A 16,859-nucleotide genomic window follows, 5' to 3' on the forward strand; every position below is an offset into this window, starting at 1 on the left:
GTGCGGAAGGAGCAAAAACAGTGCCGCAGCAATCGGGGGCGTCAACGCGCCGAACGATGCTGCAAGAGCATTTCGTCAGCGTTAGCAGGTGATGGCGAAGAAGCGAGGCACTTTTGGCTCCAATAAGGAAGAGGTTCGAGAAAGAACAGGGAATATAAAGGCTGTTTGCATATTTTGCAAGGCGCACATTTCAATCGTGCGCCTTGCAGCTTGCCGTTTAGAAGCGGTACTCGAGGTTGAGCCAGACGCGCGGTTTGGGATCGCTGTTCGTTTCCGACAGTGAACGGCCGCCTGTGGTGCGCCAGGCCAGGGCCACGTCCGCACTCCATGCCTGCCGCTGGTAGCGCAAGCCCAGGCCGCTGCCGCGCAGGCTGCGCCGGTTATCGCTGGCGGGCGCCGGCTTGGCGTTGACCGTGATGCGGCCCGCATCCATGAAGGCATACGGCGCAAAATCACCCGCGCCATAGCGCAGTTCCAGCTGCGCCAGGCCGCCTTCGTCGCCAGTGGCTTCGCCCGATGGATACGCGCGCACGCCACTGGCACCGCCCAGGCTCAGCTTCTCGGACGAGTCCAGGTTTTTGTCCGCCTGCTGCCAGCTCAGGTGGGCCATCAGGCTCAAGCCGGCGGGCAAGGATTGCAGGCGCACCACGTCGAGGTTGACCTTACGGAAACTGCCCCTGGTCTTGTAGTAATCGACAGCGCTCAAGCCCGTATCGAGCTTCAGCCTGCCCGGCGTCCAGCTCAGGCTGCCGTAGGTCATGCCATCGTAACCATCGCGGTAATCGAATTGCAGGGCCAGCGGGAGAGACCGGCTAGACTTGCTTTCATAGGTCCGCGTGCTGTCGCGGTTATCCTGCAAGTCCTTGGCTTGGTAGGTGGCAATCAGCGTCAGGTTGGCCCGTTGCGAGCGCAGGATGGGATAGCTGAGTCCGGCGCTGGCGACCTTGGCCGTGCCGTTGGCATGCAGGCTGGCAAATTCCTTCGCCAGCACATAGCTGGTATGCGAGTAGCCGACATTGCCGCGCAAACCGGATGCGCCCAGGGGCAGGCTGTAGCCAAGCGAACCCAGCCACAGCTCTTCCTCGCTGAGCAGCGCCCGCACGGTAATCTGGTCCCCCAACAGGAAGGGGCTGTTGATGTCGACATTCGCGCGCACGCGGTTTTTGCCCGTGTAGCGGCTGCCGGCATTGTCCAGGCCGATATCGCCGCGCACGCGTTGGTCACGGGAGATCTGGACAATCAAGTCACCCGTCCCCGCCTGCTCGCCGGGACGGACGGTGGCGGCAGACTGGATACCAGGCAAATCGTCGAGCAACAGGGCGGCACGCTCCAGCGGTGCGCTGGCGATCACGCTGCCCGGAAGCAATCCATCGAGGAAGGCCGTCGCCTGCCGCGCCAGCGCGCTGTCGTCGCCCTCCGCCTGCACCACGCCATAACGTCCCTCGATCACCTCGATGCGCAAGTCACCGTTCGCCAAGTCTTGCGGCGGCAGGATGGCGCGGGCGAACGGGTAGCCGCCCGCCTGGTAAACCTCCGTGATGCGCTCGCCCAGGCCGCGCAAGCCGGCCAGATCGAAGGTCTTGCCCGTGACGTCGCCCAGCGCCGCGCGCAGCGTTTCTTCGCTGAACACGGAATTGCCGCTCAGCTTGACCGCATGCAAGACGACGGCCGCCCCTCCCGGCGCGATGGGCGCGGAACCCAGCGGCGCCTGTATCTTCAAAGGCTGACTTTCGCGCGGTGCTGCGATCGGCGGCTGGAGTTGCTGCAAGGTCTGGCCCGCGTCAGGCGGAACCTGCGCCTGTGCGGCGGGCGAAAAATGTAATAAGGCGACGCCCAGCGCCATGGCAATAGTGTTGCGCCGAGGTGGTTGTTGTTTTTTCATCGATTTTTTTGTTTGTTGAATCAGTACAATCATTGCGCTACATCTCCTGCTACCGGGGCGGCAGCCAGTACATTAATGCCACCGTTGACGACAAAGATGCGCGTAAAGCCAGGCGTGCCACTGCCCCCCTGCGCTGGCGTGGCGTGCGCCGCATCAGTCACCGGCACTAGCGCCAGTCCGCCAATCAGGTTGACGCCGCTATCAGGCACGCTGCCGGCGCCGGGCGCAGCATATGCCGCGACACCCGCTACGGCCAGTGCCCCGGCGTTTGCCGCCGTGCCCGCCGCCACATCATTGGTGCCCGTGGTGACCTGGCGCCGCGCCAGGCGAATCGCATTTTCCAGTCCTGGATCGGCATCGATGCTCAAGGCGCCGTTTTGCGCCGTCACCACATAGTTGCCGTTGGCCAAGGCCGAGGCATCAATCGTGTAGCTGCCCACGTTTTCACCGGCAGTACGGCGCAGGACGCCGTTCAGACTGTCGCCAGCGACCAGCGCACCTTGCGTCACCTGGTAAGTCAGGCCCGGGTCGACATTACCGTAGACCTTGCTTTTCGCATCGGCCGTCACCGTGATCGGGCGCGCGGCTATGCTCAAGGCGCCGTTTTGCGCCGTCACCACATAGTTGCCGTTGGCCAGGGCCGAGGCATCGATCGTGTAGCTGCCCACGTTTTCACCGGCAGTACGGCGCAGGACGCCGTTCAGGCTGTCGCCAGCGACCAGCACACCTTGCGTCACCTGGTAAGTCAGGCCCGGATCGACATTGCCGTAGACCTTGCTTTTCGCATCGGCCGTCACCGTGATCGGGCGCGCGGCTATGCTCAAGGCGCCGTTTTGCGCCGTCACCACATAGTTGCCGTTGGCCAGGGCCGAGGCATCGATCGTGTAGCTGCCCACGTTTTCACCGGCAGTACGGCGCAGGACGCCGTTCAGGCTGTCGCCAGCGACCAGCACACCTTGCGTCACCTGGTAAGTCAGGCCCGGATCGACATTGCCGTAGACCTTGCTTTTCGCATCGGCCGTCACCGTGATCGGGCGCGCGGCTATGCTCAAGGCGCCGTTTTGCGCCGTCACCACATAGTTGCCGTTGGCCAGGGCCGAGGCATCGATCGTGTAGCTGCCCACGTTTTCACCGGCAGTACGGCGCAGGACGCCGTTCAGGCTGTCGCCAGCGACCAGCACACCTTGCGTCACCTGGTAAGTCAGGCCCGGATCGACATTGCCGTAGACCTTGCTTTTCGCATCGGCCGTCACCGTGATCGGGCGCGCGGCTATGCTCAAGGCGCCGTTTTGCGCCGTCACCACATAGTTGCCGTTGGCCAGGGCCGAGGCATCGATCGTGTAGCTGCCCACGTTTTCACCGGCAGTACGGCGCAGGACGCCGTTCAGGCTGTCGCCAGCGACCAGCACACCTTGCGTCACCTGGTAAGTCAGGCCCGGATCGACATTGCCGTAGACCTTGCTTTTCGCATCGGCCGTCACCGTGATCGGGCGCGCGGCTATGCTCAAGGCGCCGTTTTGCGCCGTCACCACATAGTTGCCGTTGGCCAGGGCCGAGGCATCGATCGTGTAGCTGCCCACGTTTTCACCGGCAGTACGGCGCAGGACGCCGTTCAGGCTGTCGCCAGCGACCAGCACACCTTGCGTCACCTGGTAAGTCAGGCCCGGGTCGACATTGCCGTAGACCTTGCTTTTCGCATCGGCCGTCACCGTGATCGGGCGCGCGGCTATGCTCAATGCGCCGTTTTGCGCCGTCACCACATAGTTGCCGTTGGCCAGGGCCGAGGCATCGATCGTGTAGCTGCCCACGTTTTCACCGGCAGTACGGCGCAGGACGCCGTTCAGGCTGTCGCCAGCGACCAGCACACCTTGCGTCACCTGGTATGTCAGGCCAGGGTCGACATTGCCGTAGACCTTGCTCTTCGCGTCGGCGGCCACCATGATGGGGCGAGGGTCGATGCTGGCACTGACGCCGCTGGCGTTCAGCACATAATTACTGTTAGACAGGCTCAAGGTGCTGGAGTCAAAGCTGCTGTAACGGCCGACGTTACGGCTGCCGACACTGGCCGAACCGGCGACCGTAGGCGCGCTGTCGCCATTGACCAGTCCCGACAGCACGAAGCCGGCATTGAACGTGGCGCTGCCATCGTAGGTCTTCGTCACGGCCACGTTCAACGGACGGGGCGTCACCGTCCAGTAGACAGGACCACCCGGCGTCAAGGTATAGCCAGCCTTGCCCAAGCTCAGGCCGGTGCCATAGGTGATTGTGTAGAGGCCGGTCGAGGAGGTGGCTGAAGGTGCACCCAGCCAGGAAATGGTGCCGCTAACGCCGGCATCCGTGACCAGTCGCCCGTCCACCAGTGCGTCATACAGCGCATAATTAAAGATCGGCATGTTGCCATATACGCTGCTGCCGGGCGTCAGGCGCAAATACACCGGCTTCGGAGTGTTGCCGGCGGCGTCGCCGACCGAGACGATGGCCGACGATAATTGGGAAATGGGTGCCGCCGCATAATAAACCGACAGGCCGCCTGACTGCCCGGGAGCCAGGTCGGGCACGCGCATGAACATGGCATAGCTGCCATCGGTCTGCCCTGAGGCGATCAGCGAGCTTTTCGGATCCTTGAACACCACGTTGGAAAACTGGCAGCAGTCGCTATGGACGGTGTTCACGCCAGCTGTCGTCGAATAAAACAGCACGGCCGAGCCATTGCTGCCGCCGCTGATTTCACTGACCATAATGGCATTCGATGGCGCATTCGCGTCAGTCAAGGGCACGAACGCGCCGCCGCTGATAGCGCCCTTGGTCTTGAAATTGCGGTCCGACGTACCGATGAAATCGTCGCCGGTACCCAGCCACATGCGCACATTGTTCAGCGGCGCAGCGCTCTGATTGGTGACCCGGCTATCCATGTTAATGAAAGCCTCGCCAGCCTTGAGCGTGTAGCTGTGCGCCACGCCGGCAGATTGCCGCAAGGTCTGGAAGGTCAGCGTGCCCGTCGTCACCACGGTGCCCACTCCCTCTTGATAGCCGGCGATATTGAGGGAACGATTACTGAGCGCATTCAAATAGCTGCCGGCCGAGCCCATCCCCGCCGCGCCCCCATTCAAATTGGAGGCCAGCACTTCCCCATTGCCATTCCAGGAGTTGCTGCCATCCCCGCCTGCGGCGATGGCAAACTCGAATGGCCTCGCGTTATAGGTAAGCTGGTACCAGCCGTTACGGCCCTCGGTGGAGTTATCGAAATAGGCCGGGCCTTTCAGCAGGCCATCATCCGTGAACGAATTTTCCACGCCATTGCCATAACGCACCTTGCCATTGTCCAGCACCAGATTGTTCACGCGTCCGCCGCTACCCTTTTGCCAAGTAAATGTGTCCGCATGCGGAATGTTCACGGCGACGCCAAGCGAAACACTATAGGCGCTGCCAGCGCCATCGGCCGTGGCTTGCCCGTACTGGTATGCGAGCTGGCCCGTGCCCGTCGCGTTCAGGTTCGCATTGATGTTAATGTTGCGCTCGGCAGTCAAGGTCAGCTTGTTGGCCGACCAGTTGATCGCGTCATTCACGTAGATGTCGCCGTTGCCGCCCGTCGTCCCCATGCTGGTCGTCATGATGGAGAAATTGTTGCTGGCCAGGGCGCTGGACACCGCCGCCCCCGTCATGTTGCCGCCGCTGGCCGCCACTGTAAAGTCGTTCGGATCGATTAGCCAGGTGCCGGTTTTGCCGCGCGGCGCGGCCGTGGTGACTTGCGCAGCGCCGATGGCGACATGGTTTGCGCTCGTTTCGATGAAGCCACCGTCACCACTCCGAGGGGCGCTGGCATCGAGCACGCCGGCCACGTGGACGCTACCCTGCTGCACGTCACCGAGCAGCACGATCTGGCCTTTTTCGCCCGTGGTCAGGGTATGCGCCTCGATCACGCCCGTATTGTTGATGACGCTGGAAGCCAGCTGGCCGGCCGCCTTGGCCGTCAGGTAGACCTGGCCGCCGTCGGCGCGGATGGCGCCACCATTCTCGATCAGGGTATCGAGCGCGCCCTGCGTCACCTGCAGCTTGACGGGACCGCCCAGGTCCAGCGTGACCTGGCTGCCAGCGCCCATCAGTACGCTGCCAGCATGCGCAGCGATGCTGCCGCTGTTACTGATACGGGCGGAAATCAGGGCCACATAACCGCCGTCGGCCGCGCGGATCGCGCCTTCATTGACGACGCTACCCGGCCCCTTGCCGTTGAAGACATGCTTGTTGCCGCCCAGGCTGGCATTGTCCACATCCAGGGTCGAGGCGACGAGGCCGCCCACATTGACCTGGGCCGTGCGGCCGAACAGGATGCCGTTCGGGTTGATCAAATAAACCTGGCCATTGGCGTTCAGTCTCCCGAGTATCTGCGAGCCATTGCTGTCGAGAATGCGGTTGACCGCCAGTGCATTCGACGACGGCTGGACGAAATTGACGGTTTCCTTGCTGCCCACATTGAAGCTGGCCCAGTTCAGCGACGCCTGCTGGCTCGTTTGGTGAATCGTCGTCGTGGCGCCGGACTGGGTGATGGTTGCCGTGCCGGCCACCACCTGGCCACCTGCAGGCCCGGCGCAGGCGGGTCCGCCCAGCGCCAGCGCCGCCATGGCAGCAGCAGCGGCGGCCAGCTTGCGGCGCCCGCCCTTGCCACGCCCGCGCGAGGTCTCGGCAACGGCAACCCAGGCGTTCAGGACATGGCTCCAGACGAGCCTGTAAATGTGATTCAGTGATCCGTGGCGATGCATGCTATCTATCCTTGTCGAAGTTGTACAGGGAGCGCACAGGCGATGTCGTCCATGCCTGCGCGTGACGCGCAGGCAGCGCATGCCACGCTCCCGTCTCTGTTGCCTTCCGCTACATATATGTGGCAAAAAGCTACAGAAATTTCCTAAGGGGAATGTAACAAAGATTCAGGATTTATAAGTGAGCAAATCTGAGCGATTCCCGACTGATTCAGTCGGGAATGCAGGACCCGCTAGGCAGGGATGTGCAATGAGAAACTGATAACGCCATCCAGTCCAGCGCTGTCGAGCGTGACCTTGCCGCCATGCAGGGACACAATGCGCTGCACCAGATACAGGCCCAGCCCCGCGCCAGGCTTGTGCTGGGCAATGCGACCACGGAAATACTTCTGGAACAGGCGTGGAATCTCGTCGGCGGGCAAGGGATCGCCGGGATTGCTGACGGTGATCTGCAAGCCGCCGTCGCCGTGCAGCGCAGCGTGCACGCGTATGGCCAGCACCTGCGGCGCATGCCGGTCCGCGTTGCTGAGCAGATTGCGCAAGGCCACGCGCAGCAGACCCGGGTCGCATTGCAGGCGCTCCGGCAAGTCAGACAAGGTCGCGGCCACCCTGCCCTCCGGCCATTCGGCCAGCACCGCCTCGAGCAGCAAGCGTGGATCGCAAGACTGGGCGCGGAAGGTGGCGGCGCTCGTTTCCATGCGGTCAGCGCTCAGGTACTCGTCGACAAGCGCCGTCATGCGGCCGCTGGCCTCGCGCAAGTTCTGGCAGCGCTGCAAGGTCTTGTCCCATGCCGCGTCGGGATTGCGGGCAATCTGCTGGGCCGTCGTATTGATGATGGCCAGCGGCGTATGGAATTCGTGCGAAACCATGGCGACGAAATCCTGCTGTTCTTCGCGCGTGCGCGTTTCCACCGCCAGCGCCCCGCGCAGGTCCGCTTCCAGCACCGTGCGCCGTCCGATTTCCTGTTGCAGCGCGTCCGTGCGCAGCGCCACCAGCCCTTCCAACCTTTCGTTGAGTGCACGCACGGCCCGCACGGCTTCGGCCTGCGCCCAGTCCTTGGCGCGGCGCAGTTCCGCATAGCGCCGGTTCAGCCGCAAACTCATCAGCATCATGTGGACAAACGCGCCCAGGGAGGCCGCATGGTTGGTCCAGAAATTCGGCGGCAGCACGGCCATGTTGCGCAAGAAGCTGACCAGGACGCCCGCGTAAAAGATGCCGAAGATCAACAAGAAGGCGCGCGCCGGGCGGTGGCCGCGCAATGCCAGCCATGTGGCCAGAGTGACGAACACGGCGATCAGCGGCAAGGCAGCCCCCTGCACCACGAGCACGCCGGCCGCGTAATCACCGAGCAATACCAGTACCGCCCCCGCCAAGGCGGCGGCGACGGTGACGCCGACAACACCACGGCTGAAGCGGGGGAACAAGGTTGGCAACTCCAGCTGCAAGGTGGAAAAACGGGCACCGATGGCGATGGACATGGCCATCGACACGCCCAGCATCGGGTCCGACAGCCAGTTCGGCATGCTGAAGATTTGCTGCGGAATGGCGATCGTCAATGCTTCGGTAGTCGCATTCGTCAACACGTACAGCAAGTACCAGCCACTGTGGACTTCGCGCGTCATGCGCCAGAAGAATACGTGAAACAGGATCAGCAGCAGGTAGCTGCCGAATTGCAAGCCGTAATACAGATACTCGCGGCGCGACGATTCATCAAACCTCGCGCGCGGCCACATCGTCAGCTCGGTCGACATGGCTTTCTTGCTGTGCAGGCGCACCAGCCAGCGTTCGGTCGCGTCATCCTGCAGACGAAATGGAAACACCACCTGGCGCGCATCGACAGGCCAGGCACCGCGTGCCACGTCCGCCCCGGCCGCCTGCAGGGTCCAGTGCCCCGCAAGATCCTGCCGGTACAGGCGCACATCGTCGAGTACGGCATTGCTGAAACGCAACACCCACTCGTCGGGTGCATGCGCGGCACGCGCCACGTCCAGCCGCAGCCAGACCGCGTCGTCCGTGTAGCCAGCACTGACGGCGCCAGGCAACACACGCCAGCCGGGCGCCGTCAGTACCGAGCCCGGTCCCAACACACCGCCCGGGTCGCGCAACATCAGCATGTGACCGCTGGCAGACACCGTTTGCGCGCTTTCAGGCAGCACCAGCGGGGCCGGTGGCGACGCGGCCCATGCGGCCAGCGGGCAGATACTGGAAAAGACGAGGAAAATGGCAAGCAGGATAGTCATGGCGGCGCAGCTTATCACAGGCAGATCAAGGCATTGACTAGCCGCCTTCACGCCACATGGCTGATCGGTTATCCTTGCGCCATGCTGAACCTTATCCTGCTTGAAGATGAAGCCGTCCTGCGGCAAGAACTGACTGAATTTCTCGGCGATTGCGGCTATCGCGTCAGCGCCGTCGCTGACCTGGCCGGTTTTCATGCCTGCTACGCGCCTGCGCGACACCACATTGCCGTCGTCGACCTGGGCCTGCCCGATGGCGATGGCATGGAACTGGTGCGCTCGCTACGCGTTCAGAACCAGCAGATCGGCATTGTCGTTTTTACCGCGCGCGGCGCCACGCAGGACAAGGTCAGCGGGCTCAATTGCGGCGCAGACTATTACCTGCCAAAACATACCGATCTCGATGAACTGGCGGCGACCCTGGTCAGCTTGCGTCGCCGCCTGGGCGAACCGGCCGCCACGCCAGGCTGGGTACTCGAACTGGGACCGCGCCGGCTGTTGCCGCCCGGTTGCGACGCCATCGCCCTGTCGCAGCAGGATGCGATCGTGCTGCAGGTGCTGATGACTGAACCGGAACGCATCGTCAGCCGCCAGCAGATCGTCCAGTCGCTGGGAGAGGACTTCCTCGACTACGACCAGCGCCGCCTCGACACGCAGATCCGCCGCCTGCGCCGCAAGACCGAGCAAGCCACCGGGCTGTCCCTGCCCATCAATACGGCGCGCAACGCCGGCTACCGCTTTTTCGCCAACGCCGCGGTACGGCCCTGAAGCAAGGCGCCGGCTACGCGAACAGTTGCGGCGCGGCGGCTACCATCAGCGAGATGCCAATCAAGGTCAGCACGGCGAACGCTATGCGGCGCATGCCGCGCTGGGCGATCGGCGGCGGGTAGCGCTTGCCGGCCATGGTGGCCAGCACGCCGACAGGCAAGGCCAGCATGCACAAAAGTAACACTTTCGCGTCCAGCTGGCCCTGGCTGCCCGCCATCAGCGAACGTCCGCCCGCGCTGATGGCGAACAAAAAGATCAGGCTGTAGCGGATGGTGGTTAAACTCATTTCCTGGCGGTAAAACTGGTACACGAGGGGCGGGCCAGCCAGCGAAAACAGGCCCGAGAACAGGCCACCGCACACGCCGCTGATGAAGAAACTGCGTTTGTCGGCCGCGCCCGGTCCCGGCGGCGCCTGCAGCAGAATGCTGACGCCGCCATACACGATGGCCGCGCCCAATAACAGTTTCAGGACGGGCGCATACGCCTGATCCAAATATCCCAATAGCAATACGCCGGCCGCCATGGCCGGCAGCAAGCCGATGCTGGCCGCGCGGATGGCACGCCAGTCCAGGTGGTGCAAGGCGCCCGGCAAGGCCACCAGGCAATTGGCCAGTGACAACAAGCTGACGAGGGCCGCCAGCACGGGCACCGGCGCCAGGCCGAGGCCGCTGGCCACGCCCATGACGATCATGCCCAGGCCAAAGCCCGTGACGGTCTGGAAATACGTGCCCGCCGCCACCACGCCCAGCAGCGCCAGCACGGGCAAGCTGAACAACTCAGCGTCCACCCTGGGCCTGCACGGCCGTGACCGCAATCACGTTGTAGACATCGTCGGCGCTGCAGCCGCGCGACAAATCGTTGGCCGGCTTGTTCAAGCCTTGCAGCAGCGGGCCGATGGCGACGGCGCCGCCCATGCGCTCGGCCAGCTTATAGCCGATGTTGCCCGCATCGAGGTTCGGAAATACCAGCACATTCGCGCGACCATTCACCACGGAATCCTTGACTTTTCTTTGGGAAATCTCGGCCACGATGGCCGCGTCGAGCTGCACGTCGCCATCGATGGCCAGCAGCGGACGCTGGGCCTTGACCCGGTCCGTGGCCGCATGCACCTTGTCGACGGCCGCGTGATGGGCGCTGCCGCTGGTGGAAAACGACAGCATGGCGACCCTCGGCTCTTCCATCAGCAAGGCTTGCGCGCTGTCGGCGGCGGCCATGGCGATGTCGGCCAGTTCCTCGGCCTTAGGGTCAACGACGAGGGCGCAGTCGGAAAAGATAAAACCGCCCTTCAGGCTGTGGAACGGTTCGCACAGCATCATCAGGAAAAAGCTCGACACGAGCTTGAAGGCCGGATCGACGCCGATGATCTGGATGGCGCTGCGCACCACGTCGGCCGTCGTGTGCACGGCCCCCGCCACGCAGCCGTCCGCGTCGCCCAGGCGCACCATCAGGTTGGCGTAGCACAGCGGGTCTTGCACGGCGATGCGCGCCTGCTCCACCGTCATGCCCTTGGCCTGGCGCAGCACAAACAATTGCTGGGCATAGTGCTCCGACTCCTCGGACGTGGCCGGGTCGACCAGGCGCACGGCATCGAGATCCAGCGCGTGTTCGCGCGCCAGCGCCAGGATGGCGGCCGGCTGGCCGACGAGGGTGATATGCGCCAGGCCTTCGGCGGCTGCGCGCGCCGCCGCCTGCAGCACGCGCGCATCGTCGCCCTCGCACAACACGATGTTTTTCGGCACGACGCGGGCTTGGGCGATGATGCGGTGCAGGGCTTTCATGGGTACTCCAATTCGGTAAAAAAAGTGCCGGAACCATGGAAGCATGCAGATAGTTCCGGCACATAAAACCCGGCAAGCCGGGGTCATACAAGGATCGGTCAGGGTGGTGTCGGATTACGCCAGCGCCACGCGTAGGTTGGGTAGGTTGGATTAGCCCAGAGGGCGTAATCCAACAACACCCGCTACATCAAACGTAATCTTTATATTTATCCAGATGACGGATTGGTTTACTCAGCGCATCGCGGCGGAACGGGTCGCCCAGTTCGCGCGTGCACATGATTTCGATGATGGTCGTCTTGCCTTCATTCATCTGCATGGCTATCGCTTTCTTCAGGGCCGGCCCCACGTCTTCCAGCTTGTCGACCGTGATGCCTTCGGCGCCCATGGCCCGCGCGATCTCGGCAAAACTCTGGTTGTCGAGCTCACCGGCGACGAAGCGGCGGTTGTAGAAATCGACCTGGTTTTTCTTTTCCGCGCCCCACTGGCGGTTGTGGAACACCACGGCCGTCACGGGAATGTTGTGGCGCACGCAGGTCATGGTTTCCATCAGGCTCATGCCCCAGGCGCCGTCGCCCGCATACGACACGGCCGGACGGTGCGGCGCGGCCACCTTGGCGCCGATGATGGTCGGGAAGGCGTAGCCGCAGTTGCCAAAGCTCATCGCCGCAAAGAAGCTGCGCGGCTTTTCAAAGCGCAGATAGCTGTTCGCCACCGAGTTGATGTTGCCGATGTCGGTCGATACCATCACGTCTTCCGGCATGGCTTTTTCCAGCTCGCGCAAGACCTGGCGCGGGTGCAGATAATTGCCCGGCTCTTTCTTTTGCTCTTCGATCATGTCCAGGCTGTACGCATCTTTTTCGTGCGTCCAGTTGTCCAGTTCGTCTTCCCACGCGGCTTTTTCCGCCTCGATGGTGGCCTTGCGCGCGTCGCGCGTGGCGTCGCAATCGAGCGTCTTGCCGTCCAGACGGGCAAGAATCGCCTTGGCGGCCGCCTTGGCGTCGCCGCAGATGCCCACCGAAATCTTTTTCACCAAACCGAGCATCTTGTTGTCCGCGTCGATCTGGATGATCCTGGCGTTTTTCGGCCAGTAATCCATGCCGTGCTGCGGCAAGGTGCCGAACGGTCCCAGGCGCGAACCGAGGGCCACGACGACGTCGGCCTGGGCGATCAGTTTCATCGCCGCTTTCGAGCCTTGATAACCGAGCGGACCGCACCACAGCGGGTGGCTGGCGGGAAACGAGTCGTTGTGCAGATAGCTGTTCACGACGGGCGCACCGAGGCGTTCGGCCAGCGCCTTGCACTCTTCGATCGCTTCGCCCATGACGACGCCGCCGCCCGAGATGATGACGGGGAACTTGGCCTTGGCCAGCAGTTCGGCTGCCTCATTGAGGCTGTGCTCGCCGCCGGCGCCACGGTCCAGGCGGTTCGGCTTCGGGATTTCCGCCTTGATTTCGCCATAAAAATAGTCGCGCGGGATGTTCAATTGCGTCGGGCCCATTTCCGACATGGCGCGGTCAAAGCAGCGGCCCGTAAATTCCGCCATGCGGGCCGGATTGGTCACATGGCCCTGGTACTTGGTAAATTCCTCGAACATCGGCAGCTGGTTCGCTTCCTGGAAGCCGCCCAGGCCCATGCTCATGGTGCCCGTTTCCGGCGTGATGATGACGACCGGGGTGTGCGCCCAGTAGGCGGCGGCGATGGCCGTGACGCAATTGCTGATGCCGGGGCCGTTCTGGCCGATGACCACGCCATGGCGGCCCGAAACGCGGGCATAGCCGTCGGCCATGTGGCCGGCGCCCTGCTCGTGCACGACGGGAATCAGCCGGATGCCGGCCGGGGCAAAGATATCCATCGGGTCCATGAAGGCCGAGCCCATGATGCCGAACATGTCGGTCACGCCATTGGCGGCCAGGGTTTCCACGAACGCTTCGGAAGGCGTCATCTTTTGCGGCCCGGTGGGGGTGGCCACTGCGGCGGCGGCTTTTTGGTCGGACAAATCAGTCATGGCTCAGTCTCCTTACAGTTTTATGAAAAATCGGTATATTTTGTTCCGATATTTGAAATACGTATTCAATTTAACGGTTGCGAAATGCGCTGTCAATGAAAATTCATGAAAAATTGGACTGTTTCATTCCTGAATCCGGAATCCGTGACTTTGCCCCACTCCTGAAACAACAATGGCGGGCTATCCGCAACAGATAGCCCGCCATCGATACCTGCTGCGCTGTGCCTTAGAACTTCAGGCGCATGCCCGCCGTGAAGGCGCTGGAGTTATGCCCAGGCAAGGGCACGCTGCCGCCACTGGAAGCGTCGCCAACGAAGTTGGTGCCCGCGCCATCGTTGCTGATGCGCCCGTACGACGTGTACAGATTGGTGCGCTTGGACAAGGCATACGTGTAGCCGATGGCCAGCTGGCGTCCGCCGCGGCGCGCGCTGGTGCGGTCATCCTTCTTGATGTACGACGCCATCACGCTGCCCGCCGCGCTGACCGGCGCGGACACGCCCAGCATGACGTTGCGGAAATCCGCGCCCGCATCGTCCTTGTCCGTTTCATACGCGGCGTGCAGTTTGGCGGGGCCGAAGTCGTAGGTACCGCCCAGCAAAGTCACCTTGGCTGTGTTCAGCTCACTATCCTTGCGGTTGTCGTGCGCCAGGGTCAGCACCACCGGACCGTTGGCGTAGTCGATGGAAAAGTCGATGGTGCGGCCCAGGCTGGCGCTGTCCGGCTTTTCGCCGAGGCCAACCATGATGGCGGCCGACAAGCCGTTCACCTTCGGCGTTTCGTACATGATGGAGTTTTTCGTGCGCAGGCTGGCCACACTCATCAGGTTGAGCGAGGCGCCCGTCAGACCCGTCTCGAAGGGATCGATATTGTCCAGTGCGGTGAACAGCGGGTTGTGCTGCAAGCCGATATTCACGGCGCCGAAGCTGCCGGACAAGCCCACGTAGGCCTTGCGCCCGAACAAGGCGCCCTGACGGTACGCACCAGTATCGAGGTCGAGGCCATTTTCCAGCAAGAAATTAGCCTTCAGATTGTTGCCCAGGTCTTCCGTGCCCTTGAAGCCGATGCGGCTGCCCGACTGCACGCCGGTGGCCAGCTTGGTGACGGAGCCTTCCGCGCCGCCGTGTTCGGACGTCAGGCCCGCGTCGAGCAAGCCGTACACGGTGACGGACGATTGGGCGCTGGCGCCGCCGGCAAAGAGTGCGGCCAGGACGGCCGCCGCTACGAGTGTGTGTTTCATGTCATCTCCAGGTATTGTGGTTTTTATAAACGCTTGAAACGATAATCAACTACCTTGCTACAAATCTGGCTCAGGCGATCAGCCCGGCCATCGGCGACGAGGGCGCAGCGCTCATGGCGCCTGCTCTCCGAGGCATGCGTCCGGCCAGGTAAGCCTCGCGTCCGCCCTGCACTGCCAATTTCATGGCGCGCGCCATGCGGATCGGCTCGCGCGCCGCCGCGATGGCGGTATTCATCAGGATGCCGTCACAGCCGAGTTCCATGGCGATGGCCGCGTCCGACGCCGTGCCCACGCCGGCGTCGACCAGCACGGGCACGCGGGCTTGCTCGATGATCAAGGATAGATTCCACGGATTCAGAATGCCCATGCCCGAGCCGATCAGGGACGCCAGCGGCATGACGGCGATGCAACCAAGGTCTTCCAGCATGCGCGCCTGGATGGGGTCGTCACTGCAATACACCATCACCTGGAAGCCGTCGCGCACCAGCTCCCCTGCCGCTTTCAGGGTTTCCGGCATGTTCGGAAACAGGGTCTTTTCATCACCGAGCACTTCCAGCTTGCACAGCGGGTGCCCGCCCAGCAGTTCGCGCGCCAGTTGCAAGGTGTAGACGGCGTCGCGCGCGTTGTAGCAGCCGCCCGTGTTGGGCAGAATCGTGTATTTCGACGGTGGAATGAAGTCGAGCAGGTTGGGCTCGCCCTTCTCCTGGCCGATGTTGACCCTGCGGATCGTGACGGTGACGATCTCGGCGCCGCTCTCCTCGATGGCCAGGCGCGTTTCCTCGAAATCCTTGTATTTCCCGGTGCCCACCAGCAGGCGCGACTGATAGGTGGTGCCGGCCAGGGTCAGGCCGCCGGGTGATTGGCTGGGGGTGGCGTCATCTCTCATCGTGGTGCTCTCCTTAGTTGAACCAAAGCGGCCTCATGCCGGGGGGCTTCGCCGCAAAATGCAAAATCGACGTCGGGCCGCCGTCCCGACACCAGGTCGGCGATCGCCCTGCCCGCGCCGCAGCCCATGGTCCAGCCCAGGGTGCCGTGGCCCGTGTTGAGGAACAGCTGGCGGTAGCGCGTGGCGCCGATGTAGGGCACGTTCGACGGCGTGAGGGGGCGCAGGCCGGCCCAGTAGACGGGGGCGCCGTAATCGCAGGCATGGGGAAACAGCGCTTGTACCCGGCGCGTGATGGCGGCGCAGCGCACGGGATTGAGTTCGCGCGTGTAGCCGTTCAGCTCGCACGTGCCCGCCACGCGCAGGCGCTCACCCAGGCGCGAAAAGACCAATTTATAGCCATCGTCCGTCAGCGATACGCTGGGTGCACTGACGGGGTCGATGATCGGATAGGTGGCTGAGTATCCCTTGCCCGGATACAACATCAAGCGGATGCCCAGCGGCTGCAGCAGCGGTGCGGAAAAGCTGCCCATGGCCACCACCACGGCGTCCGCGTGCTCGAGGCGGTGGCGGCCCTGCGCGTCGATGCATTCCACGCCCGTGATGCGCTCGCCCTCCGCCAGCAGCCGTGTCACCATCGTGCCGTACTGAAAATCCACGCCAGCCTTGGCGGCGCGCGCGGCCAGCGCCGTGGTAAACAAATGCACGTCGCCCGACTCGTCGCTGGCCGTGAAATCACCGCCCACGATGCGGCTGCGCGCGTGGCGCAGGGCCGGTTCCAGCCGTATCACTTCATCGGCGCTGACGGTATTGCGCGGGCAGCCCAGTTCGCGCAACAGCGCGGCGCCCGCTTGCGATTTATCGAACTCCTGCTGGTCCGTATAGAAATGCAAAATACCCCGTTCCAGATGGTCATACTGGATGCCCGTCTCGCGGCGCAAGGCTTGCAGGCTCTGGCGGCTGTACTCGGCCAGGGCGACGATCTGGCGCATATTGCGCGACACCCGCGACGGCAGGCATTCACGCAGGTAATGCAGTACCCACTGCCATTGCAGCGTATCGAGGCGGGGGCGGAACAGCAGCGGCGCGTCGTCCTTGCCCAGCCAAGTCAGGACTTTGCGCAGGGTGGCGGGATTGGCCCACGGCTCCGCATGCGAGACGGAAATCTGCCCGCCGTTGCCGAAACTGGTTTCCTGTGCGGCGCCCGCCTGGCGCTCGAGCACGCGCACGTCGTGGCCCGCCTGGCGCAAATACCAGGCCGATGCCGTGCCGACCACGCCGGCGCCGAGGACAAGGATCTTCATGGCGAATGGCC

Annotated in this window: 10 protein-coding genes; 1 reads left to right on the top strand and 9 read right to left on the bottom strand. The window is 63.3% G+C overall.

All coding sequences use genetic code 11. The features are described from left to right. Positions 1-217: 217 nt before the first annotated feature. From KY494_RS07770 to KY494_RS07780, 3 genes are all read right to left on the bottom strand, one after another. Positions 218-1,882, bottom strand: a complete 1,665-nt coding sequence (locus KY494_RS07770; RefSeq protein ID WP_219890501.1) for a ShlB/FhaC/HecB family hemolysin secretion/activation protein — start codon at positions 1,880-1,882, stop codon at positions 218-220. 29 nt (positions 1,883-1,911) lie between these two features. Next, the gene (locus KY494_RS07775) at positions 1,912-6,639 is read right to left on the bottom strand and encodes an MBG domain-containing protein (RefSeq protein WP_219890502.1); all 4,728 of its coding nucleotides are present in this window, start codon (positions 6,637-6,639) and stop codon (positions 1,912-1,914) included. Between the two features lie 230 nt (positions 6,640-6,869). Beyond that, on the bottom strand, positions 6,870-8,876 hold the full coding sequence (locus KY494_RS07780; protein ID WP_219890503.1) for a sensor histidine kinase: 2,007 nt from the start codon (positions 8,874-8,876) through the stop codon (positions 6,870-6,872). Between the two features lie 81 nt (positions 8,877-8,957). On the opposite strand from KY494_RS07780, the gene KY494_RS07785 reads away from it, so the two are divergent. Continuing rightward, positions 8,958-9,641: a response regulator transcription factor gene (locus KY494_RS07785; protein WP_219890504.1), complete on the top strand. Its 684-nt coding sequence runs from the start codon at positions 8,958-8,960 to the stop codon at positions 9,639-9,641. Positions 9,642-9,654: 13 nt separating this feature from the next. Here KY494_RS07785 and KY494_RS07790 read toward each other — a convergent pair whose 3' ends face one another. The 6 genes from KY494_RS07790 to KY494_RS07815 form a co-directional block, all read right to left on the bottom strand. Continuing rightward, positions 9,655-10,428, bottom strand: coding sequence for a sulfite exporter TauE/SafE family protein (locus tag KY494_RS07790; protein ID WP_219890505.1), 774 nt, complete (start codon positions 10,426-10,428; stop codon positions 9,655-9,657). Next, positions 10,418-11,419: a phosphate acetyltransferase gene (gene pta, locus KY494_RS07795; protein ID WP_219890506.1), complete on the bottom strand. Its 1,002-nt coding sequence runs from the start codon at positions 11,417-11,419 to the stop codon at positions 10,418-10,420. The genes KY494_RS07790 and pta overlap by 11 nt, the downstream gene beginning before the upstream one ends. 187 nt (positions 11,420-11,606) lie before the next feature. Further along, the gene (xsc, locus tag KY494_RS07800) at positions 11,607-13,424 is read right to left on the bottom strand and encodes a sulfoacetaldehyde acetyltransferase (RefSeq protein ID WP_219890507.1); all 1,818 of its coding nucleotides are present in this window, start codon (positions 13,422-13,424) and stop codon (positions 11,607-11,609) included. A 226-nt stretch (positions 13,425-13,650) separates the two neighbouring features. Beyond that, the gene (locus KY494_RS07805) at positions 13,651-14,661 is read right to left on the bottom strand and encodes a porin (RefSeq protein WP_219890508.1); all 1,011 of its coding nucleotides are present in this window, start codon (positions 14,659-14,661) and stop codon (positions 13,651-13,653) included. A 70-nt stretch (positions 14,662-14,731) separates the two neighbouring features. Beyond that, positions 14,732-15,547, bottom strand: a complete 816-nt coding sequence (locus KY494_RS07810; RefSeq protein ID WP_219890509.1) for a thiazole synthase — start codon at positions 15,545-15,547, stop codon at positions 14,732-14,734. Then, positions 15,544-16,848 carry a D-amino acid dehydrogenase gene (locus KY494_RS07815; protein ID WP_219890510.1) on the bottom strand — a complete coding sequence of 435 codons (1,305 nt, stop codon included), beginning with the start codon at positions 16,846-16,848 and terminating at the stop codon, positions 15,544-15,546. Before KY494_RS07815 ends, KY494_RS07810 begins: the two co-directional genes overlap by 4 nt. Positions 16,849-16,859 lie beyond the last annotated feature (11 nt).

It is taken from the genome of Janthinobacterium sp. PAMC25594 (assembly GCF_019443505.1).
GTDB lineage: Bacteria > Pseudomonadota > Gammaproteobacteria > Burkholderiales > Burkholderiaceae_D > Janthinobacterium.